The sequence below is a fragment of the Rhizobium sp. BK591 genome (assembly GCF_014195045.1).
GTDB lineage: Bacteria > Pseudomonadota > Alphaproteobacteria > Rhizobiales > Rhizobiaceae > Rhizobium > Rhizobium anhuiense.
On record NZ_JACIAZ010000001.1, the window covers coordinates 815,409 to 836,500 of the forward strand.

A 21,092-nucleotide genomic window follows, 5' to 3' on the forward strand; every position below is an offset into this window, starting at 1 on the left:
CGCGGGCGGTTTAAGTTTGACGCGAACGCCGCCCCGCTCTTCGTCATGTCAGGCCTTGTGCCGAGGATCTGCGGCGCCGGATGCAGATGCTCGGGACAAGCCCAAGCATGACGGAAGAGCGGTTGGCGCGTCCTCTCGCAGGTGGTTTTGTGACTTTCTCGGAGGTGATGGCTCGATGTGGCAGACCGCCACCCCCATCTCAACAGCCTGCTATTGCATGACGCTCACGTTCAACACCATCTCCTTGATCTCCCCGTCTCCAACAGGGAACCTGACAACGAACCTGTCACTGCCGATGTAGCCTGGCTTTGATGTATAATAACCAGCAACGCCTCCCACCTTGACCGTCCGGCATTTTGCCAGTTTTCCCTTTGCTTCGTGGGGAAATATCGGTTCATGGACAATCTGGAGACGCCCATGCTTGGGCTGCTCGATGATATGCGTAGGCGGGTAATCGGCGAGGCTGCAATCGCTGTGGATACGCCAGACTTGGCCCGCTCTCGTCCTTTCACCACTGCGTACCGTTAATGATGCGGACTCGCGTCTGAAGCTGTCGGAGGTTGTCGTGCAGCTCGAAAGCGAAATCACCGCCGCTGCCAATATCGAATATGCAAAGATGCTTTTCACTTATAAACCCTCAACTTTTGCTTGAATGAATATTGGATTTTTCTTGAGAGTCAATCAGAGTGCAAAGCTTTGATTTGGCAGTTGTTCTGCTTGTAGACATTGGCGAGGTGCAATCTTGAAAAGACGGGTCGTGGCGTGGGTCTTCTTACTCGCGGGCGGCGCTGGGGTGCTTCCGGCCGGCACCAGTGATGCCGGCGGGGTCCCGTTTTCCGCCAGCGGAAATGTTCCGGACTACAGGGCGTCAATGACCGTTCGAGAGGCCTATCATGAGCCGAAGGAATATTGGCGTTCGGTCGTCCATCACGATGGCTGGACCCGGGTCGAGGAGGTCATAAGCAATAGGACACGCATTGCCTATGGAAGCGCCCGCGATAACGTTTTGTTGTGGGCAACAAAGACCGGTGACGAGGACTTTACGGGGATCTTCATCGACAAGACCACGCCGCGGGAAGCGAGGGACACCGGGGACGCGGACAATCAGGCTGGTGAAGCTTGCAAATGGTCGGAGATCACCCGCAAGGCCTCGCACAGTAGCACGTCCGAACCGCTCTGGCTCAGTTGCCTGTCAGGTGACGGCATTGAAATTGGCACAAGGGTATTGCTCAGTAGCAAGGAGCTCAAGGAGCCTATGACCGAAACGCAATTGGTCAAGCTCGAGCGAACACCTGTTGCCGATTCCGAAGTCCTGCCCCCGAAGAGGCTTTTCGACCCCGGGTTCTGGCTGAAGCCGCTCAGGTACTATCCGGACAGACCCGCCGCGCTCGTCGATTTTGAAGCCAGAATGGCGGGGATAGACTCAGACCTCAGAATATTCAGACATTATCCCTGGCAAGCTGAAGAGCGTCGCGGCAAGGACGGATCGGTGCGGTTCAAGGTTTGGAACGACCTCGAAAATCAGGGAATCAATGTCATTTACTCCAAGCGCGAATATAGTCTTCAAGCCTTCCGTTCACCGCTTGATCCCGCACGACCGTTCAATCAATTCGACGCTGAAACAGGCCATGCGGACATGAAACGTAGGGATAATCACCTTGGTGAATCCTGCGCCTGGTTCAACATGACGCCCGACGCGGCAGACGCGATCAGAATGGAATGTTTGACGCCGGATGGCGTGCCCCTGAAAGTGGAACTGCATTTCGGTATGGGGGACGGTGAATTCTACACCGCCGTCGAGGTCAAACGCCGTCCCGTCGACATCAACGAAATGCTCCCGCCGCGCGAATTGATAGAGCCGTCGGCATGGGGATTTACGGTTGACGACTGAAGGCGCCACTCCCTGCATCCATCGGACGCCGGCGCATTGAGGGACAAGGATGTTCGTGCTGTCGCATCGAACTCGGTGTCGTCGGCTCACCGCGTGACGCGGGCTGCCGACGTTGCGGAGTAGCGGTCGCCGTGGATCTCGATGCCTGAGAACACCGCGTCGATCTCAGCCAGTTCTTCCGATGTGAAGGTGATGTCGGCGGCGGCGATATTTTCTTCCAGCCGGTGCAGCTTGGTGGTGCCGGGAATGGGGACGATCCAGGGCTTGCGGGCCATCAGCCAGGCGATGGCGATCTGGGCCGCGGTCGCGTTTCTGCGGCCGGCAATCGCCTCGATTGCATCGACCACCGGCTGGTTTGCCTTGCGGTTTTCGGCCGAAAGGCGCGGATTGGTCTTGCGGTGGTCGTTGCCGCCTTCGAAACTGGTGTTCTCATCCATCTTGCCGGTGAGGAAGCCACGGCCGAGCGGGCTATAGGGCACGAAGCCGATTCCGAGTTCTTCGAGGACGGGCAGGATTTCCGCTTCGGGGTTGCGCCACCATAACGAATATTCGCTTTGCAACACGGAGACCGGCTGCACGGCATGGGCGCGGCGGATAGAGCCGGCATCGGCTTCGGATAGGCCGAAATGCAGCACTTTACCGGCGCCGATCAGATCCTTCACCGTGCCTGCCACCTCTTCGATCGGTACTGCAGGGTCGACCCGATGCTGGTAGAAGATATCGATGCGATCGGTGCGAAGCCGCTTGAGGGCTTCTTCTGCGACCACACGGATGCGTTCCGGCCGGCTATCCAGGCCGACTTCCGGCCGGCCATCCTTGAAGCCGAATTTCGTCGCGATCACCACCTCATCACGGATCGGCGCCAGCGCCTCGCCGACAAGATCCTCGTTGGTGAACGGCCCGTAGGCCTCTGCCGTGTCGAAGAAACTCACGCCCCGCTCGTGCGCCGCCCGCAAGAGCGCAATGGCATCGCCGCGCTCCACCGCCGGCCCGCGATGGTAGTTCAGTCCCATGCAGCCGAAACCGATCGCCGATACATCAGGGCCTCTTTGGCCGAGCCTACGTTTGATCATGCGGATGTCCTCCTCAGGTTCGGTCGTAAGCTAAGGGCAAAGGCTGGTATCGATTAGCCGGTGATATCGGCATGGGCTTATGAGTTGGGTTCATAAATGCATCTCCGTTGGATCAGAGACGATCCTCGGAGGACGGCGCTACGCCGGCAGTCCCGCCATCCTGAGAGCCTCGATATAGCGTGCACGATCGTCGGGCCGCCGGAACGGTGGGAGCACGTCGGCGAGGTTGGAAAGCCGGAGCGCGGGATCCATCAGGCACAGGCGAGCGACCGTTTCCTGGGCTTGGCCAATCCGCCCGGCCATGGCCTGGCCCGCCGCCATCACGCGCATGGCGCTCGGGTAGTTCGGCTGGTGGCGTAGCGATTTTCCTGCCCAGGCTGTAGCGTCGTCATAGCGGCCGGCGCAAAAATGCGCGAGCCCGGTGTTGAACTGCCAGGCAAACAGGCGTGGATCCAAAGGGCTCAAGCGCATGGCAAGGGCGGCGTGTTCGACGGCCATATCAGGCTCGCCCAGGCACGCCTTCACCCAGCTGCTGACGCCGAGTGCTGCGGCGAGGTTCGGGTTGAGAAAGACCGCGCGATCGATACAGGCCGCGCTGCCGTCGAGGTCCCCGCCGACATAACCGATGACATATCCACCGTAGGAGAGCGTAACTGCATCGTCCCAGCCGAGTTCGACAGCTCTCCTCGCCAGTCGGGTGGCTTCGGCAGTTTCCTCTGCGGGATTGACCATCCAGCCGTTGCTCTTTCGTGTGGCGTAACACCGCGCCGCCCGGGCATGGGCTATGGCGAATTCCGGGTCGCGCTCGATCGCCTTCATGAACAGCCGCAAGGCTTCGTCGACGACCGATCTGCTGGTGATGGTCCGGTCGAAGGCCGCCAGGCCGCGGAGATAGTAGTCGTAGGCGTCGAGGCTCTCGGTCGGCTTGCGTTTGGCACGCTCGATCTCAGCCTCCTCCACTTTCGGCGTTATGGCGCCGACGATGCTCGAGGCGACCTGATCCTGAAGATCGAAGACATTCGCCAGGGTTCCATCAAAACGATCGGCCCAAAGGTGCGCACCGGTCGAGGTGTCGATGAGCTGGCCTGCGATGCGCAGGCGGTCACCCGTCCGGCGCACGCTTCCTTCGACCACGTAGCGGACGTCCAACTCGCGCCCGACCTGCTTTATGTCGACCGCCTGACCTTTGTAGGTGAAGCTCGAATTCCGCGCGATGACGTAGAGGTGGCGGAATTGAGCAAGCGCGATGGTGATGTCCTCGACGATGCCGTCGGCGAAATATTCCTGCTCCGCGTCGCCGCTCAGATTCTGAAACGGCAATACGGCAACCGATGGCCGATCGTGATGTTTCGCCGGCGCTGAGATGGCCTGCGGCTGCGGTACGAGGTCGGGGCCAGGTGCGCTCCGCTGATATTCGGATCCCTGCCGCGATTGCAGCGAAGCAGCCAAGGAGGAGGTTTCTGCCTCGGGTTCTGCCTGAAGATGCTTCCTCAACAATGCCCGGCAGGCTTCGAACTGGCGCAGGGCGGCGTTTTCGTGACCCCTGAGAGTGTGTATCCGTATCAGTGCCCGATGGGCGCCCTCGATGGTCGGGTCCGCAGCCAATAGCCTTTCGGCGAGCCTTTCGCAGGCCGATTCTTCCCCGGAACCCGGCTCGGAGAATGCGAGGCTCAGTCGCTCCACGAGCTGCAGCGCCTTCCGTTGATATGTGCTCCGGTAGGGTCGAAACCACTCATCCAGCCCGTCCGGAATGGCTTCGCCTGCCAACACCTCGCCGCGATAGAGATCGGCGGCGAAGGCGAGATCGGCCGTCCGGCCCGCCTCGAGTTTACGGTCGAAGATCGAAATGTCGGTCTCTTCAGGACCTGTTATCAGCGCGATGGTCTCTTGATCCCCATCGATGTAGATGGTGGCATCCCCGCCGGCTGGAAACGATCGCCTGATATCGACGAGCGCTTGCCGGAGACTATTGCGAGCTTGATCACTGCCTCGTCCCGGCCAAAAGGCTTCGGAAAGCGGTTCCCTGCGATGACCGCGGTGGCCGGCGAGCACCAGGGCAGCAAAGAGAAGCGACGTTTTGCGCGTGGTGAAGCGGACCTGCCGGTGCTCCCGGGACGTCACTTCGAGGCCACCCAGCAACCTGATGCGCACAGACCGTCTCCCAGATTTCGACCGCCACCGCAGATTAACATCTCGGCAGACAGATTTAACACCGATTTAGCGGCGGCTTGTCGAAGTTTTCCCGCCCGTTCACGCTCAGCCGAACGGCGCGAAAACACCGGCGTGGCAGGCTCCCACTTGCAAATCTGAAAAATGGGAGACGGAAAAATGGCTCACATGGAAACGCATGCCGGCATCAGCGCGCCGAAAGGACAGTTGTTCGGGGCCAAGCCGAACGCCGTAGCAATCATCGTCGCCGCCCTGAGGACGTGGCGGCTGAGCGTCGTAAGACGGAAGGCAATGGCGGACCTGACGCCGGATCAACTGAGGGACATCGGCTATCCCCGGGATAAACTCGGCCATCCCCAGATCAATCGCCCTGTGATCGAGATCAAGGCAGGGCTGATGACGAAGTTGATGTCGATGCGCTAGTCGGAAAATTCCGCTGCGCGGATGCGTCGGCTGCAGGTCGATGGCATAAGGATCCAAAACGCAAGCGCGGATTCGATTTGCAGAAGGCGATCATTGATTCTTCCCAGGATGTAATGCAGGCCGATTTTCAACATGCACAGCCCCGTCAATGATTGGCGGGGCTTTTGCTGTCCGGCGGGCAGGTGGCAGACGAGGTATGGGCGAGCCCGCGCCGTTGGGGCAAGGGCCGCTGATCTGGCATCCATCCTTCGCCAGCAGTCGTCTGTTTTTCCGCCGCGGCGATTTCGCCTATGATGGGATGATGGAACGATAGGGATGCACGGCATGATTGATCATATCACCATCGCAGTGAGTGACCTCGAGAAGAGCAAGCTGTTTTATGAACGTGCTCTCGCCCCCCTCGGCTATCGCCGTACCTTCGGGAAGGAGGGCGTGTTCTGGGCCTTCGATGTCGGCGGCAGTCTGTTCGAGATCCAGCACACCGACGACAAGCCGCCTCTGACGCGTGTGCACGTTGCCTTCCGGGTCCAAAGCAGGGCGGAGGTCGAGGCGTTTTATCGAGCCGCGCTTGAAGCCGGTGCGAGGGACAACGGCGCGCCCGGTCCGCGGCCGGAATATGAAGAGAACTATTATGCCTGCTTCGTTCTCGATCCCGACGGATACAATATCGAAGCGATGCTCAATCAGCCGGCGTCGCAAGGGTGAGGGGCAGGCTCCGCCCAAAGATTGCAATCGAGGGGAGGTGGGTATGTCAAGTTTCAGGAACGCCGTCGTCTCTTTACCCGGCAAGGAGCGCCTGGCGAGGACGCCCTTTGGCGCGAGGATCATCATTCATGCGACGGCCGCCGAGACCGGCGGCGCGTTCGGCATGTGGGAAACCTTCACACCGCCGGGTCATGGTCCGGCTCCCCACACGCATACGCGGGAGACGGAAGTCTTTCGGGTCATCCGGGGGCTCTATCGATTCCAATGCGGCGACGAAGCGTTCGACGCGCCTGTGGGAACCGTCGTCGTTCTGCCGCCACATGTCCCGCACAGCTGGCGAAACATAGGCGACGAACCCGGCCAGATGTTCGGCACGGTGACGCCAGGCGGCTGCGAGCAAATGTTCATCGATATCGAGGCTTGCAGTGCCGATACGCCTGAGAAAATCGCGGTGATCGAAGCGCGACTGGGGATCATCAACGACATTACGCTGGCGCTCGGATTGACGGGCCCGCAACCGCGCTGATCGATCATCTGGGTGTCGATCGAATCCAGTTCGGCCCTCGCCATCGCCCGCCACAACATGTCTCATTGGGGCGGCTCTTGGACTTGGGCGTCGGCCCTCTTGGGTCTCAGCTGACGGTTTCGATGACGGCGGCGAGATCGGCTGATGTGAATGGCTTGGTCAGCACCGGCCGGCCGGCAAAGGCGGGATCGATACCCGCTGGCCCATATCCGGTTGCGAAGGCGAAGGGGATACCGCGCTGCTGAAGGACCGCCGCCACCGGAAATGACTTATGGCCGGCGAGGTTTACATCGAGAACGACGAAATCGAGATTGCCATCGGCGGCAACCTCCAGCGCCGAGGGCAAACGCGCGGCGGTCGCCACGACCTCGTGACCGAGGTCCATCAGCATGTCCTCGATCATCATGGCGATGGTCATTTCATCTTCAACGACAAGTACACGCTTGGCCATGTCATTCGTTCCGGAGACGGTCTGCCGGAGCGTCGAGACGGAAGGAAAAACCCCGTTCGGCAAACGAAATCTCCACATTGCCTCCCGTCTCCGCGGCAAGGCCGCGCTGGATGAGGACCGTGCCGAACCCCTTCCGCTTCGGTTGTTCCACCGGCGGTCCGCCATGTTCGTCCCAGTCTATGCGGTAGCGTTGCGTTCCGTCGTCGATGATTTGAAGGGAGCATCTGACGCGGACGGCGCCGCCATCACTCGACCATGCGCCGTGGCGCACGGCATTTGTGCCGAGTTCATGAAAGGCCATGGTCAGCGCCAGCGCCGTCTTTGCGGAAACCCGGATATCGTCTCCGGTGAGCTCCCATCGCCCGCCATCCGGCCTATGCGGAACTGTCGCCTGGTCGAGCGTCTGTTTCAGGGACGCGCTGCTCCACAGTTCTCCCGTCAGCAGATCATTGGCACGGCCGAGCGACACCAGCCGCGCCGTGAAACTGTCCAGTGCACGCGGGATGTCGTCGGCATCCCGGAAGGTGCGGTACGCAAAAGCCTGCACCATCGCCAGATTGTTCTTAACGCGATGATTGAGCTCATGAACGACAAGTTCCAGCTGCTGCTGCTTGCGTCGCCGCTCGGTGATATCGGTCGCGGCCCCAAACCATTCGACGATGGCGCCTGCGTCGTTCAGGAGTGGAACAGCCCGTGACAACACCCACCCGGTGCTGCCGTCGGCCCGCCGGACGCGATGCTCGCATTCGAAAACACCCTTGCTTGATATCGCCTCGTCGATCACCGCCTGGATCGCCGGAATGTCCTCGGGAAACAAATAGGCCTCCTGCCAGGCGACAGTCGGATTGGCGGTGTCGGCAAGAACGTTGCGACCGTCGAGCTGCTGCATCTCCTTCCAGTCGGCGCTCATGCGATAGACGATATCGGTCGTGGCCGTAGTGAACGCCCTGAACCGCTCTTCGCTCTCGCGCAGCCGCCGCTGGGCAAGGACGCTTTTCGTCGTTTCGACGACGATCGCGATGACGCCCGCGGGTTTGCCACTTTCGTCGAGGACGGGCGAATAGTCGAGGTTCATCCAGGCAGGAGCCGGGCTGCCGTGGCGCAACAGCGTCAGTTCCTGGTTTTCGTAGGCGAGCGTTTTACCGGACAGCCCAACTTTCATGACATTGTCGTTGAAGTCGGCAATTTCGCTCCAGCCCTCGCGGACCTTGGAACCGAGAAGATCCGGATGGCGGCTGCCGGCGAAGACGGAATAGGCGTCGTTATAGATCATCACGCCGTCCTCGCCCCAGAGAAGAACGATCGGCACGGGTGAGAGCAGGAGCATGTTGGTGGCCGTCTTCAGACTTTGCGGCCAGAGATCGAGAGGACCGAGCGGCGTCTTGCTCCAGTCGCGGGTCTGGATCAGTCGGCCAATTTCCCCGCCACCGACAGGAAAGCGAGTTGTGAGTGGCTGAGGGGATTCGGAATCCAAGGCGCGCTCCCGATTTTGATGGTGCTTCTAATTAGCGCATCCTTTGATTTTTTCCACCCATGAGTGTTGCGGCTTCCTCATGCCAACCTTGTCCGAGCCGATCACACTCTGGGCCCGCGCCATCGCCCGCCACGTCGCCGGCGGGGTGGCGAAGGCGCGAGAGAAGGCGCGATTGAAGGCGGCTTCGGTGGCGTAGCCGGCGTCGTAGGCGATTGTTGCGATAGGCTGACCTGAGGTGGCGAGGGCGACACTTGCGAGGTAGAGCCGCCAGTCCCTGATATAGCGGATGGGCGAGGTCGAGAGCATCGCCTGGAAGCGGTCGGCGAGGGCGCTGCGCGACAGGCCGGAGGCTGAGGCGAGGTCCTCCAGCGACCAGTCGTGTCTGGGATCGTCGTGAATGAGGGAGAGACAGCGCGACAGCGCGGGGTCGGCAAGGGCTGCCAGCCAGCCGACCGAGCGCGGTTCGGCCATCATGATCTGATGGCGCAGGATCTCGATGAACACGATTTCAGTCAGCCGCGGCAGCATGGAAACTCCGCCGGCGCGCGGCCTGTCGACCTCCTCGATCATCTGGCGGATGGTGGCGCGCAACCAGTCGCCGTCATTGACGGCCCGTGTCCTGACATGGATCATTTTCGGCAGCGCCTGGTGCAGCGGCGCAAAGCTCAAGCCGTCCCATTGCAGATAGCCGCAGAGCAGCCGCACCCTTTGCGCCGCCTCGCCATAGCGCAGCACGGGAATCTCACGCCAGGGCTTCTGCGGCAGGTCGCGCGTCGGCAGCACCAGCATGCCGTCCCTTCCCGCGCCGAGCTGATGTCCGGTGCCGAAGGGGAAGACCAGCACGTCTCCGGCCTCCAGATCGGTCTCTTCCCCTTCCGTCTTCAGCCAGCAGCTGCCGGCCACGACGATGTGAAAAGGCATCGTGCCCGAAGCCTTGGCCGAGAGGTTTGCTAAGGCCGGCGCGGCATCCGTCTGCCAGTCGCCCGTCGGCATGAAGCAGAACTGCAGCGATCCCGACAGGCGGATCGTCGAAAGCAGCGCCGACAACACGTCGTCGCGCACGACACCCGCAACGCCTGGATTTTCGGACAAGGCTTCACGCATCCCGGCCAAATACGCGCCCCGCGCACCCTCCTATGGTGTTCTCGCTCACTCGTGGTGAGCGTTCATTTCAATTCACTGGGAGAATACTATGCAAACTCAAAGCGACAAACTGGTCGTGCTCATCACCAAGGGCATCGAATCCGAACTGTCCTCCGTCGCCTTCACCATTGCCAATGGCGGCATCACCGCCGGGCTGAAGGTCTCGGTGTTCCTCACCAGCACCGGGATCGATCTGGTGCGCAAGGGTGGCCAGCGCATGACACATGTGCCGCCGCTTGATCCGCTGTCGATGCTGATCGAGAATTTCCAGCAGCGCGGCGGCACGATCTGGGCCTGCCCGCCCTGCGTGACCTCGCGCGGTTACACGCAGGAGGACATGCTCGACGGTGTCGTCATCGTCGGCGCCAGCGCCATGCATGCCGAGATCAAGGAGGGCGCTGCGACGCTGTCGTTTTGACCGGAGGAGCCGGGCCGGGCGGAAGTATGAGGAGCCTCTCCCGCCGGTTTCGTCAGGCTTTGCGGGCCGGCGGCAAGCTCGGGGATGCGACAAGTGGTCTATTCTTGCGCTCGGCAATATACTTGTGAGATTGTGTCGATATACATGCGATAATGCCTGATGAGGGCAGCGCGGGGGCTTCGATGACATCCGTGAGGGTCAATGAGCTGATATCGGTGACGGGGCAGCCCGGCGCCGCGGACTTTGGTGCTTTCGCGGCAGACGGCTTTGCCGCCGTCATCAATGCCCGGCCGGATGGCGAGGAGCCGGGGCAACCCGGTAATGCAGCGGAGAAGGCTTCAGCCGCCGCCGCCGGGCTCGCCTACAGCTTCGTGCCGGTGAAGGGGGCCGAGATTACCGAGGCCGATATCCGCGCCTTTCAGGCGGCGATAGCTGAGGCGAAGGGGCCGGTCGTCGCCCATTGCAAGAGCGGCACACGGGCGCTGACGCTTTATGCGCTGGGCGAGGCGCTGGACGGGCGGATGAAGTCCGGGGATGTCGAGGCCTTTGGTCAAGGCCTCGGCTTCGATCTTGCCGGCGCGCGGCGCTGGCTGGAGAAGCGGGCAGGGCAGGTACCTCATGTGAAGGCCTTCTTCGAGCCCCGCACCTGCAGTGTGCAATATGTCGTTTCCGACCCGGCGACGAAACGCTGCGCCATCATTGACCCGGTGCTCGATTTCGACGAGATGTCGGGGGCGACGGGCACGGCCAATGCCGACGCCATCCTCGCCCATATCGAGAGCGAAGGGCTGACGGTCGAGTGGATCCTCGACACGCATCCGCATGCCGATCATTTCTCCGCTGCGTATTACCTCAAGGGAAAGACCGGTGCGCCGACGGCGATCGGCGCCCATGTCACCGACGTGCAGGCGCTCTGGAAGGAGATCTACAATTGGCCGGCGCTCGCGACCGACGGCTCGCAATGGGACCGGCTGTTTGCCGATGGCGAGACGTTCGAGATCGGCACGCTCAAGGCCCGCGTGATGTTTTCGCCCGGGCACACCCTCGCCTCGATCACCTATGTGATCGGCGACGCCGCCTTCGTGCACGATACGGTGTTCACGCCGGATTCCGGCACCGCCCGCACGGATTTCCCGGGCGGCAGCGCCAGCGCCCTCTGGCACACGATCCAGGCGATCCTGTCGCTGCCCGAGGAGACCCGGCTGTTTTCCGGTCACGACTATCAGCCGGGTGGCCGCCACCCGCGCTGGGAAAGCACGGTTGCCGCCCAGAAGCGCGCCAATCCGCATATATCGGGCATCGACGAGGCCGGCTTTGTGGCGCTGCGCCAGGCGCGCGACCGCACGCTGCCGAAGCCGAAGCTGATGCTGCACGCGCTGCAGGTCAATATCCGCGGCGGGCGGCTGCCCGAGCCGGAGGAGAACGGCCGGCGGTATCTGAAGATTCCGCTGGATGCGTTGTGACGGGGCGGCCCTGGCAACCGCCGCATCGTTCAAAGCGTGCTTCCTATAGCAGCCCCGGCGAAGTCATCCCCACCAATAGCAGCCGGCACCCATGTTCCCCGACTGCTTCATAGGCAAGGCAGTTTATCGCAAGGAAGCGCTTTTCGCCGCAATGTCAACCGACCGCCACCGGCAGTTTGCGCACCGAACGGCGGCGCGCAGCCATGCGCGCGATATATTTATCCGCCGGTGGTGCGGCGCCCTCTGAATAATCATTGACGGCGCGCGGGCAGGCGACGTAACTGGGGGAGACGGTTCCCTGAAGATGACTCCAAGGGGATTAATAGGGAACACGGTGAGGACGACCCAGTAGGGACCGAGACCGTGGCTGCCCCCGCAACTGTAAGCGGATTGTCGATCTCGGGGTTGATCGCGGAGCGATCATGCCCTTGGCCTAAAGGCCACGCCACTGCGGATATTGCGGGAAGGCGGATGAAAGACGGATATCCGCAAGCCAGGAGACCTGCCGTCAATCGCGATCCAATCAACCGGGCGGGGATGCCCGGACAAGGAACAGACATGATTGTCCTTCTGAACCTTCGCCTGATATCGGCATGCATCCGTCTCGATTGGGCCTCCCGCGGCTAGTCTACGCGTCAGCGTGACTTCAGCGTTGCGTATATGCGCGCGGCGCGGCCGTGCCTGTTTTCCCATCATCGAGGTTTTCATGCGTCAATTTCTCGCCATCATGACATTTACCTTCGGGCTGGCCGGCCTTGCGGCACCAAGCTTGGCCGCGACCCAATATCCCCTGACCGTCAGCAATTGCGGCCAGCAGGTGACGTTCCAGAAGGCGCCCGCCAGGATCGTTTCGATCGGCCAGGGCATGACTGAAATTCTGTTCTCGCTCGGCCTTGCCGACAAGATCGCCGGAACCGCCGTCTGGGTTGGCCCTGTCCTGCCGCAATATGCCGAGGCCAACAGCAAGATAAAACGCCTCGCCGACAACGATCCGAGCTTCGAATCCGTCGTCGGGCAGGAGCCCGACCTCGTGGCGGCCGAGTTCGAATGGCATGTCGGCGCGCAGGGCTCCGTCGGCAAGCGGGAGCAGTTCAAGGATCTCGGGATCAATAGTTATCTCGCGCCGGCCGATTGCGTCGCCAAGGTCAACACCGATGGCGGCGACGGTGTGCGTGGGGAGCTGTTCACGATGGACCTGATCTACCGGGAAATCGCTGAACTCTCGGAGATCTTCGACGTCAAGGAGCGCGGCGATGCGCTGATTTCCAAGCTGAGGAAGCGCGAGGCGGATGCCGTGGCGTCGATATCGGGCGCGACGGGCAAGAGCCTGCCGGTCGTCTTCTGGTTTTCCAGCAAGGAGGTCAACGGCGACGCCTTCATTGCCGGCAAGAACAGCGCACCTGCCTATATCCTCAAGACGATCGGCGCGAAGAACGTCGTGACAACCGAAGAGGAATGGCCGCTGGTCGGCTGGGAAACCATCGCCCAGGCGAACCCCGCGGTGATCGTGCTGGCGACCATGGATCGCCGCCGTTATGCGGCTGACGATCCCAAGGTCAAGCTTGACTTTCTCGAGAACGACCCTGTGACCAGGGAACTCGATGCCGTCAGGAACAGGCACTTCGTGATGATGGATGCGCAGTCGATGAACCCGACGATCCGCACGATCGACGGCATCGAGACAGTGGCGAAGGGCATCAAGTCCTTCGGCCTGGCACAGTGAAGACAGTATCGCTCAGGCGGCAGGGATGGTGGGCGCTCGCCGCGCTCACCATTGCCGCGCTTCTCCTTCTTGGACTGATGATCAGTCTCGCCGTTTCCATCGGCGAGATTGCCATCCCGCTTGCGACGACGGCTGAGGCGGTTTCGAACCGCCTGTTCGGAACCGATTTCGAGCTCAGCCGCATCCACCAGGGCATCGTCTGGGATTATCGGCTGAGCCGCGCCCTCGTCGCGGCCAGCGCCGGCGCGTCGCTCTCGCTCTGCGGCGCCATCCTGCAGGCGCTGCTGCGCAATCCGTTGGCCGAACCCTATGTGCTCGGCATCTCCGCCGGCGCCTCGACGGGAGCCGTCTGCGTGATGATTCTCGGCTTCGGCTACGGTATTCTCGGCCTGTCGAGCGGGGCCTTCATCGGCGCAGTCATGGCCTTTTTGCTGGTCGGCTTCCTGGCGACGGGTGCGGGGGGAACCGGCGAACGCATCATACTGTGTGGCGTCGCCGGTTCGCAGCTCTTCAACGCGCTCACCTCCTACATCGTGACGACATCGGCGAATGCCGAGCAGGCGCGCGGCATCCTGTTCTGGCTTCTGGGGTCGCTCAGCGGCGTACGCTGGCCAGATGTCTACCTTTCGGTGCCGATCGCGCTTGCCGGCTTCATCGTCTGCATGGCCCATGTGCGGGCGCTCGATGCCTTCGCCTTCGGCACGGATGCCGCCGCCTCGCTCGGCATTGCCGTGCGCCGCGTCCAGATCGTGCTGTTCGCCCTGACGGCGGCGATGACGGCAAGCGTCGTCAGCATGGTGGGCTCGATCGGTTTCGTCGGCCTCGTCATACCCCATGCCGCCCGTTTCCTTGTCGGGCCGGCCCATGGGCGGCTGCTGCCGGCAACGGCGCTCGGCGGCGCCATCTACATGGTCGGCGCCGATATCCTTTCGCGCATCATCATACCGCAGCAGATCCTGCCGATCGGTGTCGTCACCGCGCTCTTCGGCGCGCCGGCCTTCGCCGTCATCCTCTATCGCGTACGAGGGAATGCATGAGCATCAACGTCGACGAGGTGAGCTTTGCCGCCGGCGACACCGTCATTGTCAACGGCGTCAGCCTGACGGTGAAAAGGGGCAAGGTGCTCGGGTTGCTCGGGCCGAACGGTTCCGGAAAGTCGAGCCTTCTCAGATTGATCTGCCGGCTGCGCAAGGTTCGCAGCGGTGTCATCAGGCTCGGCGAGGACGACATTTCCTCGCTGTCGCGCGCAGCCCTTGCGCGTCGCGTCGCCTTCGTCGAGCAGCAGTCGACGACCGATACGCAGTTGACAGTGCGCGATGTGGTGCGGCTTGGCCGCACCCCGCATCGCGGGCTGTTGTCGTCCTGGGGCGCCGAAGACGATGCTGCCGTCGACCAGGCGCTGTCGCGGACGGGCATGCGGGAGAGGGCAGGCCAGCTCTGGCAGACACTGTCGGGCGGCGAGCGCCAGCGCGTCCATATTGCGAGATCGCTGGCGCAGGCGCCGAGCGAACTGCTGCTCGACGAGCCGACCAACCATCTCGATATCCAGCACCAACTCGACATTCTCTCGCTGATCTCGAAGCTCGGTATCACCTGTATCGTCGCGCTGCACGATCTCAACCTGGCGGCAATGTTCTGCGACAGCCTGGCGGTACTTCAAAAGGGCAAGGTCATCGCCTCGGGCGCGCCGGAGGATGTGCTGACGGAGGAGATGATCGGCCGGGTCTTCGGCGTTCGCGCCCATGTCCAGAAATCGGCCGTGCATGGCCGGCATCATATCCAATACGTCATGGATTAAGGAACGGCGGGGGATTTCGATCTTAAGGAGGGGTATGACCTCACTGGCCTTCTTCCGGGCCTGGCGCCGTGCGCTCGTCGCAAGACAGCCGGGACCGGCGCTGTCTTAGGCTTCAGGCGCCGAAAACCGCATTGCCTCCCGCAACAGCTTGATGACCTCTGAGACCGATGGCCCGCTGATGGGCGGCGGCTCTGTGCGTTCGCAGAATTCGCGCCAGACAAACAGCGTCAGTTCCGCGCCATCCGTTGCGGTTTCCCCCGGACCCTCTGCAAAACTCTGGAGCAGGCGATATCGAGCGTCCTTCCAGAACAACTCCTCCACCCAGTCATATATCGGGATCACATGGAAATGGATCGGATAACCGGGCGTGTGCCCGTATCGGCCGATATAGACGCGCTGGGCATTCAATTTCCGTTTCAGGGCGCTCTGAACCCTTGCGAGCAAGGGGCCGAATTCGGCCAAAGCGTCTTCAGACAAATCCGACAGATCGTTGGTATCGGTCTTGGAACTGAGCATGAGGTAGCCGGGAAGGGCGGAGTTCATGCGGTGGTTCACAAGCCATCCTGATGTTTCGGCAACATGAAAGTGCGGAGGAATCTCCAAACGCTGCGTCTTCCGTTTTCGCAAATGTCGCTATTCACTTCTGGTGGCGGCAGAATAGGCAGTTTCGCGAGGGTTGCAAATGACGCATCCGAGACATAATCAAGGCCAAGTCCAAGAGCCTTATCCCAGAGAGACTTGTCGTCATATCCGCCAACCGCTATCTGGTGCTGATCCTAGGCGAACCCGCCGAGAACGATAAGGCCTTTTATGATCCCCGATTTCCTCGTCACCCATTCCGGTGGCTTCCATGCCGACGAATTGCTGTCGAGCGTCATCCTGACCCGGCTTTTCCCGCAGGCGCGTATCGTCCGCAGCCGGGCGCCGGAATGGATCACGCCGGGCGAAGAACGCATCATCTACGATGTCGGCGGCGCCTATGACCCTGCCGCCGGGATATTCGACCACCACCAGCGCGGCGCGCCGTTGCGCGACGATGGCCAGCCCTACAGTTCCTTCGGCCTGATCTGGAAGCATTACGGCCGTGATTATCTCGCAGCCTCCGGCCTTCCCGAAGCACATGTCGAGACGCTGCATGGTTCTTTCGACGCCAGTTTCGTGCTGCCGGTCGACCTGACGGACAATGGCGCGCTCAGCCCCTCCGGGCCGCTGGCCGGGTTGACGCTGCCGGCTCTGCTGGAAACGCTGAAACCGGTCTTCGACGATGCCGACCCCGCTGCCGACGACCGTGCCTTCCACGCGGCCCTTGCCATCGCCCGCAGTTTCGTCGAGGCCAGGATTGCGCAGAGTGCTGCGAAATTGCGGGCCGAGGCGGTCGTGCATCAGGCAATCGAGGCTACCGGGCAGGGGCGTGTTTTGGAATTGCCGAGGGGAATGCCCTTCCGGCCTGCTATCGTGAAAGCAGGCGCCGATCATATGCTGTTCGTCGTCCACCCGCGCGAAAAGGACTGGTGCGTGACCGGCATCCGCCGCGCCGAGGATGGTTTCGAGCTCAGGGCCGATCTGCCGGCGGCCTGGGCCGGGCTCACCAATGGCGCATTGGAGGCGGCGTGCGGCATAGAGGGCGCGAGCTTCTGCCACAACGGCCGATTCATCGCCGCCGCCAGGACCCGAGAGGCGGCGCTTGCCATGGCCGAACTGGCGGTAGAGGAGGCGCTTTCGATCGGGCAATAGGTCAAATAGCGGCAGCTCAGGCAGCTTATTCGCGCCGGGTTCACCTCGTATCAGATTACGTTCAGATGGCTCCAATTGTAGGGCCGATTGACTTGCTGCCGCGAAGGACTAAGCTTTAGGCCATACAACCACTACCCATACGCGAGAGATTGCTGAGGGTGCAAGTGGCTGGCAACCTTGAGGAGGATGAGGTTTGCCATGGACTATCGTGTTATTCTGCTGATTGCCACATCCGTGATTGCCCTTTCCCCCGGTCGCGCCGGGGCGCAGGAGGGCGATGCGACCGCGGGTGCCGCCGTTTTCAAGAAATGCGCAACCTGTCATGTCGCCGATTCCGATACGAACAAGGTCGGTCCGTCGCTGAACAAGTTATTCGGCCGACAGGCCGGCACGCATCCTGATTTCGCCTATTCGGCCGGAATGAAGGCGGCCGGCGAAGGCGGTCTGGTCTGGGACGAGACAGTGCTGCGCGACTATCTGCATAATCCGAAAGCGAAGGTGAAGGGCACGAAGATGGCCTTCGTCGGCGTGAAGGACGATCAGGAGATCACCGATCTCATCGCCTATCTCAAGCAATATTCCAAATGATGGGCCATACTCCAAAATGACGGGTGGAAACGGCGCGGCAGGTGCCTAAATTGCCGTAATTGCCGATATTTTCTATCTGTGCGATAATAAAGACGGACTTTTTGCGGAATGCGGTTTCACGGGTCAACCTGCTCGAGGAGGAGCGGAAATGGCTGTCGTGCTGATCCTCGTCCTGATTGTCGTCGGCTCCGTGCTGTTCCATGTGCTGAGCCCGTGGTGGTGGACGCCGATCGCGTCCAACTGGACCTATATCGACAGCACCCTCGTCATCACCTTCTGGATCACCGGCATCGTCTTCGTGGCAGTGGTCTTGTTCATGGCCTATTGCGTCTTTCGCTTCCGGCATAAGCCGGGCAACAAGGCGCATTACGAGCCTGAAAACCGCAGGCTGGAGGTGATGCTCGCCTCGGGAACGGCGGTCGGCGTCGCCGCCATGCTGGCGCCCGGCCTCATCGTCTGGAACCAGTTCATCACGGTGCCCGCCGATGCCGCATCGGTGGAGGTCGTCAGCCAGCAGTGGCTGTGGAGCTTCCGCCTGCCGGGGGCGGACGGAAAGCTCGGCCGCGCCGAAACGCGCGACGTTACGCCCGAAAACCCGCTCGGCCTCGACAAGAACGATGCAAGCGGCCTCGACGACATCATCATCGAAGGCGGCGAACTGCATCTGCCGATCGGCAAGCCGGTGCACATGTTGCTGCGCTCGGTCGATGTGCTCCATGATTTCTACGTGCCTGAGTTTCGCGCCAAGATGGACATGATCCCCGGCATGGTCACCTACTTCTGGCTCACGCCGACGCGGACGGGGACCTTCGAGATCCTCTGCGCCGAACTCTGCGGCGTCGGTCATCCGCAAATGCGCGGCACCGTCGTCGTCGACAACGACGCGGACTATCAGACTTGGCTCGGGCAGCAGCAGACATTCACCCAGTTGACGGCGTCATCGGGAGAGCTGCCGCCGGCAAACTGAACCGTGCAGTGGTCGCAGACCGCAGGCCGGTTCGGTGAACCGGCGGGGGAAGGAAGAGAGATCATGGTCGAGATTCCATCCGGCAGCATCCCATCCGCCGAAGTCGAGGATGTGGAGCTTTATCATCCACACAGCTGGTGGACGAAATATGTGTTCAGCCAGGATGCCAAGATCATCGCCGTGCAATATTCGATTACCGCCATCGCGATCGGCCTGGTGGCGCTGGTACTCTCCTGGCTGATGCGGATTCAGCTCGCCTTCCCCGGCTATTTCACCTTCATCGATGCCGATCACTATTACCAGTTCATCACCATGCACGGGATGATCATGGTGATCTATCTCCTGACTGCGCTCTTCCTCGGCGGCTTCGGCAATTACCTCATTCCGCTGATGGTCGGCGCCCGCGACATGGTTTTCCCTTACGCCAACATGCTGAGCTACTGGATCTACCTGCTCGCGGTGCTGATCCTCGCCGCAGGCTTCTTCGCCCCCGGCGGCCCGACAGGGGCCGGCTGGACGCTTTATCCGCCGCAATCCGTTCTGTCAGGCACACCAGGCGGCAAGGACTGGGGCATCCTGCTGATGCTGACCTCGCTGATCGTCTTCATCATCGGCTTCACGATGGGCGGGCTGAACTATGTGGTAACCGTGCTGCAGGGGCGGGCGCGCGGGATGACGCTGATGCGGATGCCGCTCACCGTCTGGGGCATTTTCACCGCAACCGTGATGGCGCTGCTCGCTTTTCCCGCACTCTTCGTCGCCTGCGTCATGATGCTCTTCGACCGCGTGCTCGGCACCAGCTTCTTCATGCCCGCCATCGTCGAGATGGGCACGCAGCTCCAGCATGGCGGCGGCAGCCCGATCCTGTTCCAGCACCTCTTCTGGTTCTTCGGCCATCCCGAGGTCTATATCGTGGCGCTGCCGGCCTTCGGCATCGTCTCGGACCTGATCAGCACGCATGCGCGCAAGAATATCTTCGGCTACCGCATGATGGTCTGGGCGATCGTCATCATCGGGGCGTTGAGCTTCGTCGTCTGGGCGCACCACATGTATGTCAGCGGCATGCACCCGGCCTTCGGCTTCTTCTTCGCCACGACGACGCTGATCATCGCCATCCCGACGGCGATCAAGGTCTACAACTGGGTGCTGACGCTGTGGCGCGGCGATATCCACCTGACGCTGCCGATGCTCTTTGCGCTCGCCTTCATCGTCACCTTCGTCAATGGCGGGCTGACCGGCCTGTTTCTCGGCAATGTCGTCGTCGACGTGCCGCTGTCGGATACGATGTTCGTCGTGGCCCACTTCCACATGGTCATGGGGGTCGCGCCGATCCTCGTCATCTTCGGGGCGATTTATCACTGGTATCCGAAGGTGGCGGGGCGCATGCTGAACGACGTGCTCGGCCATATCCACTTCTGGATCACCTTCCTCGGCACCTATGCGATCTTCTTTCCGATGCACTATCTCGGTCTGCTCGGCGTGCCGCGCCGCTATTTCGAGATGGGGGAGACGGCCTTCGTTCCGCCGTCGGCCCACACGCTGAACATCTTCATCACAGTCATGGCGCTGGTCGTGGGCGCCGGGCAGATGGTCTTCCTGTTCAATCTCGCCTGGAGCCTTTTCCGGGGCAGGGAGGCCGGCGGCAATCCCTGGCGGGCAACGACGTTGGAATGGCAGACGCCTGAGACGCCGCCGGCGCACGGCAACTGGGGCAAAGACCTGCCTGTGGTCTATCGCTGGGCCTATGATTACAGCGTGCCGGGCGCGGCCGAGGATTTCATTCCGCAGAATGTGCCGGCAACGGCTGGCGTCACCCGGGAGACGCCGGCATGAGCGTCGTGCTGATCTTTCTGGCCGCCATCGCCGCCATCATGATCTGGTGGCTCTCCGGGCAGCGGCTGACCTCGAAGCCCTGGCTGGAGACCGGCTCCGTGCAGATGCCGGTTCATGGCGGCACCGACCGGCCGCCGGTGCCGTCGGTGAAGATCGGTCTCTTCGTCTTTCTCGGCGTCGTCGGCGCGCTCTTCAGCCTTGCCGTCAGCGCCTATTTCATGCGCGCGGCCTCGGCCGACTGGTGGGGGATGCCGGTTCCGCGCCTGCTCTGGGTGAACACCGCGGCGCTGGCCTTGAGCAGTGCGGCGCTGCAATGGGCTAAGCGCGAAGTGCGGCATGGCCGCATGGAAAGCCTGCGGCCTGCGCTCGTTACGGCACTTGCGCTTGCGGTCTTCTTCCTCGCCGGGCAGATCCAGGTATGGCGGGAGTTGGTCGCGGCAGGCTACGTGCTTGATGATAACCCCGCCAACAGCTTCTTCTACATGCTGACCGGGCTGCATGGCCTGCATATTCTCGGCGGGCTGGCGGTGCTGGCGCACACGACGGTCAAGGCCTTCGCAGCCGATATCGCGCCGGAGAGGCTGAGCCTCAGCGTCGATCTCTCGGCTATCTATTCGCATTTCATGCTTGCGGTCTGGCTGCTGCTCTTCGCGCTTTTTGCCGGCTGGGCCAGCGATTTCGTCGATCTCTGCCGCACGTTGATTAGCTAGGGG

20 protein-coding genes and 1 riboswitch are annotated in these 21,092 nt (G+C 61.9%); of the genes, 14 read left to right on the plus strand and 6 right to left on the minus strand.

Going from position 1 to position 21,092, the window contains the following annotated elements; genetic code table 11:
- The first annotated feature begins 742 nt into the window (after positions 1 to 742).
- The gene (locus tag FHX10_RS03890) at positions 743 to 1,891 is read left to right on the plus strand and encodes a hypothetical protein (RefSeq protein WP_210294331.1); all 1,149 of its coding nucleotides are present in this window, start codon (positions 743 to 745) and stop codon (positions 1,889 to 1,891) included.
- 86 nt (positions 1,892 to 1,977) lie between these two features.
- Here FHX10_RS03890 and FHX10_RS03895 read toward each other — a convergent pair whose 3' ends face one another.
- Both FHX10_RS03895 and FHX10_RS03900 read right to left on the minus strand, forming a co-directional pair.
- Positions 1,978 to 2,964 carry an aldo/keto reductase gene (locus tag FHX10_RS03895; RefSeq protein WP_063475168.1) on the minus strand — a complete coding sequence of 329 codons (987 nt, stop codon included), beginning with the start codon at positions 2,962 to 2,964 and terminating at the stop codon, positions 1,978 to 1,980.
- A gap of 138 nt (positions 2,965 to 3,102) precedes the next feature.
- Positions 3,103 to 5,115, minus strand: a complete 2,013-nt coding sequence (locus FHX10_RS03900) for a BTAD domain-containing putative transcriptional regulator (RefSeq protein ID WP_063475167.1) — start codon at positions 5,113 to 5,115, stop codon at positions 3,103 to 3,105.
- A 177-nt stretch (positions 5,116 to 5,292) separates the two neighbouring features.
- On the opposite strand from FHX10_RS03900, the gene FHX10_RS03905 reads away from it, so the two are divergent.
- The 3 genes from FHX10_RS03905 (at position 5,293) to FHX10_RS03915 (ending at position 6,787) form a co-directional block, all read left to right on the plus strand.
- The gene (locus FHX10_RS03905; protein ID WP_047610594.1) at positions 5,293 to 5,556 is read left to right on the plus strand and encodes a hypothetical protein; all 264 of its coding nucleotides are present in this window, start codon (positions 5,293 to 5,295) and stop codon (positions 5,554 to 5,556) included.
- Between the two features lie 324 nt (positions 5,557 to 5,880).
- Complete coding sequence (locus tag FHX10_RS03910; protein WP_047611701.1) at positions 5,881 to 6,261, plus strand: VOC family protein; 381 nt, start codon at positions 5,881 to 5,883, stop codon at positions 6,259 to 6,261.
- Between the two features lie 43 nt (positions 6,262 to 6,304).
- Positions 6,305 to 6,787, plus strand: coding sequence for a cupin domain-containing protein (locus FHX10_RS03915; RefSeq protein ID WP_063475166.1), 483 nt, complete (start codon positions 6,305 to 6,307; stop codon positions 6,785 to 6,787).
- A 106-nt stretch (positions 6,788 to 6,893) separates the two neighbouring features.
- Here the strand turns inward: FHX10_RS03915 and FHX10_RS03920 are convergent, their stop codons facing one another.
- From FHX10_RS03920 to FHX10_RS03930, 3 genes are read right to left on the minus strand one after another with little or no spacing between them, the layout of a single operon-like run.
- On the minus strand, positions 6,894 to 7,238 hold the full coding sequence (locus tag FHX10_RS03920; RefSeq protein ID WP_047610589.1) for a response regulator: 345 nt from the start codon (positions 7,236 to 7,238) through the stop codon (positions 6,894 to 6,896).
- 1 nt (position 7,239) lies between these two features.
- Positions 7,240 to 8,712 carry a sensor histidine kinase gene (locus tag FHX10_RS03925; RefSeq protein ID WP_063475165.1) on the minus strand — a complete coding sequence of 491 codons (1,473 nt, stop codon included), beginning with the start codon at positions 8,710 to 8,712 and terminating at the stop codon, positions 7,240 to 7,242.
- A 27-nt stretch (positions 8,713 to 8,739) separates the two neighbouring features.
- The gene (locus FHX10_RS03930; protein WP_245294581.1) at positions 8,740 to 9,816 is read right to left on the minus strand and encodes an AraC family transcriptional regulator; all 1,077 of its coding nucleotides are present in this window, start codon (positions 9,814 to 9,816) and stop codon (positions 8,740 to 8,742) included.
- An 88-nt stretch (positions 9,817 to 9,904) separates the two neighbouring features.
- On the opposite strand from FHX10_RS03930, the gene FHX10_RS03935 reads away from it, so the two are divergent.
- From FHX10_RS03935 to FHX10_RS03955, 5 genes are all read left to right on the plus strand, one after another.
- Positions 9,905 to 10,273 carry a DsrE family protein gene (locus FHX10_RS03935; protein ID WP_063475164.1) on the plus strand — a complete coding sequence of 123 codons (369 nt, stop codon included), beginning with the start codon at positions 9,905 to 9,907 and terminating at the stop codon, positions 10,271 to 10,273.
- Between the two features lie 182 nt (positions 10,274 to 10,455).
- Positions 10,456 to 11,736: a bifunctional sulfur transferase/dioxygenase Blh gene (gene blh, locus FHX10_RS03940; protein WP_063475163.1), complete on the plus strand. Its 1,281-nt coding sequence runs from the start codon at positions 10,456 to 10,458 to the stop codon at positions 11,734 to 11,736.
- A 274-nt stretch (positions 11,737 to 12,010) separates the two neighbouring features.
- A riboswitch (cobalamin riboswitch) is annotated at positions 12,011 to 12,261 on the plus strand.
- A gap of 181 nt (positions 12,262 to 12,442) precedes the next feature.
- On the plus strand, positions 12,443 to 13,459 hold the full coding sequence (locus FHX10_RS03945) for an ABC transporter substrate-binding protein (RefSeq protein WP_063475162.1): 1,017 nt from the start codon (positions 12,443 to 12,445) through the stop codon (positions 13,457 to 13,459).
- Complete coding sequence (locus FHX10_RS03950) at positions 13,456 to 14,496, plus strand: FecCD family ABC transporter permease (protein ID WP_047610579.1); 1,041 nt, start codon at positions 13,456 to 13,458, stop codon at positions 14,494 to 14,496. The genes FHX10_RS03945 and FHX10_RS03950 overlap by 4 nt, the downstream gene beginning before the upstream one ends.
- Positions 14,493 to 15,257 carry an ABC transporter ATP-binding protein gene (locus FHX10_RS03955; protein ID WP_097594242.1) on the plus strand — a complete coding sequence of 255 codons (765 nt, stop codon included), beginning with the start codon at positions 14,493 to 14,495 and terminating at the stop codon, positions 15,255 to 15,257. Before FHX10_RS03950 ends, FHX10_RS03955 begins: the two co-directional genes overlap by 4 nt.
- Before the next feature lie 105 nt (positions 15,258 to 15,362).
- Here the strand turns inward: FHX10_RS03955 and FHX10_RS03960 are convergent, their stop codons facing one another.
- Complete coding sequence (locus tag FHX10_RS03960; RefSeq protein ID WP_097594243.1) at positions 15,363 to 15,860, minus strand: HIT family protein; 498 nt, start codon at positions 15,858 to 15,860, stop codon at positions 15,363 to 15,365.
- A 207-nt stretch (positions 15,861 to 16,067) separates the two neighbouring features.
- On the opposite strand from FHX10_RS03960, the gene FHX10_RS03965 reads away from it, so the two are divergent.
- The 5 genes from FHX10_RS03965 to FHX10_RS03985 all read left to right on the plus strand — a co-directional run bounded on the left by FHX10_RS03965 (position 16,068) and on the right by FHX10_RS03985 (position 21,089).
- Positions 16,068 to 16,991 carry an MYG1 family protein gene (locus FHX10_RS03965; RefSeq protein ID WP_097630421.1) on the plus strand — a complete coding sequence of 308 codons (924 nt, stop codon included), beginning with the start codon at positions 16,068 to 16,070 and terminating at the stop codon, positions 16,989 to 16,991.
- Positions 16,992 to 17,189: 198 nt separating this feature from the next.
- Positions 17,190 to 17,579 carry a c-type cytochrome gene (locus tag FHX10_RS03970; RefSeq protein ID WP_097542266.1) on the plus strand — a complete coding sequence of 130 codons (390 nt, stop codon included), beginning with the start codon at positions 17,190 to 17,192 and terminating at the stop codon, positions 17,577 to 17,579.
- 148 nt (positions 17,580 to 17,727) lie between these two features.
- Positions 17,728 to 18,546, plus strand: coding sequence for a cytochrome c oxidase subunit II (locus FHX10_RS03975; RefSeq protein WP_063475156.1), 819 nt, complete (start codon positions 17,728 to 17,730; stop codon positions 18,544 to 18,546).
- Positions 18,547 to 18,609: 63 nt separating this feature from the next.
- Positions 18,610 to 20,379: a cytochrome c oxidase subunit I gene (locus tag FHX10_RS03980; RefSeq protein ID WP_097594245.1), complete on the plus strand. Its 1,770-nt coding sequence runs from the start codon at positions 18,610 to 18,612 to the stop codon at positions 20,377 to 20,379.
- Complete coding sequence (locus FHX10_RS03985; RefSeq protein WP_097630419.1) at positions 20,376 to 21,089, plus strand: cytochrome c oxidase subunit 3; 714 nt, start codon at positions 20,376 to 20,378, stop codon at positions 21,087 to 21,089. Before FHX10_RS03980 ends, FHX10_RS03985 begins: the two co-directional genes overlap by 4 nt.
- Positions 21,090 to 21,092: the final 3 nt, after the last annotated feature.

What these genes read in the sequence shown, in the direction of transcription:
- FHX10_RS03965 (WP_097630421.1), top strand. Translation starts at nt 16,068, where the DNA reads ATGATCCCCGATTTCCTCGTCACCCATTCCGGTGGCTTCCATGCCGAC.
- FHX10_RS03975 (WP_063475156.1), top strand. Translation starts at nt 17,728, where the DNA reads ATGGCTGTCGTGCTGATCCTCGTCCTGATTGTCGTCGGCTCCGTGCTG.
- FHX10_RS03915 (WP_063475166.1), top strand. Translation starts at nt 6,305, where the DNA reads ATGTCAAGTTTCAGGAACGCCGTCGTCTCTTTACCCGGCAAGGAGCGC.
- blh (WP_063475163.1), top strand. Translation starts at nt 10,456, where the DNA reads ATGACATCCGTGAGGGTCAATGAGCTGATATCGGTGACGGGGCAGCCC.
- FHX10_RS03955 (WP_097594242.1), top strand. Translation starts at nt 14,493, where the DNA reads ATGAGCATCAACGTCGACGAGGTGAGCTTTGCCGCCGGCGACACCGTC.
- FHX10_RS03980 (WP_097594245.1), top strand. Translation starts at nt 18,610, where the DNA reads ATGGTCGAGATTCCATCCGGCAGCATCCCATCCGCCGAAGTCGAGGAT.
- FHX10_RS03930 (WP_245294581.1), bottom strand. Translation starts at nt 9,816, where the DNA reads ATGCGTGAAGCCTTGTCCGAAAATCCAGGCGTTGCGGGTGTCGTGCGC.
- FHX10_RS03910 (WP_047611701.1), top strand. Translation starts at nt 5,881, where the DNA reads ATGATTGATCATATCACCATCGCAGTGAGTGACCTCGAGAAGAGCAAG.
- FHX10_RS03985 (WP_097630419.1), top strand. Translation starts at nt 20,376, where the DNA reads ATGAGCGTCGTGCTGATCTTTCTGGCCGCCATCGCCGCCATCATGATC.
- FHX10_RS03895 (WP_063475168.1), bottom strand. Translation starts at nt 2,964, where the DNA reads ATGATCAAACGTAGGCTCGGCCAAAGAGGCCCTGATGTATCGGCGATC.
- FHX10_RS03970 (WP_097542266.1), top strand. Translation starts at nt 17,190, where the DNA reads ATGGACTATCGTGTTATTCTGCTGATTGCCACATCCGTGATTGCCCTT.
- FHX10_RS03905 (WP_047610594.1), top strand. Translation starts at nt 5,293, where the DNA reads ATGGCTCACATGGAAACGCATGCCGGCATCAGCGCGCCGAAAGGACAG.
- FHX10_RS03920 (WP_047610589.1), bottom strand. Translation starts at nt 7,238, where the DNA reads ATGGCCAAGCGTGTACTTGTCGTTGAAGATGAAATGACCATCGCCATG.
- FHX10_RS03935 (WP_063475164.1), top strand. Translation starts at nt 9,905, where the DNA reads ATGCAAACTCAAAGCGACAAACTGGTCGTGCTCATCACCAAGGGCATC.
- FHX10_RS03945 (WP_063475162.1), top strand. Translation starts at nt 12,443, where the DNA reads ATGCGTCAATTTCTCGCCATCATGACATTTACCTTCGGGCTGGCCGGC.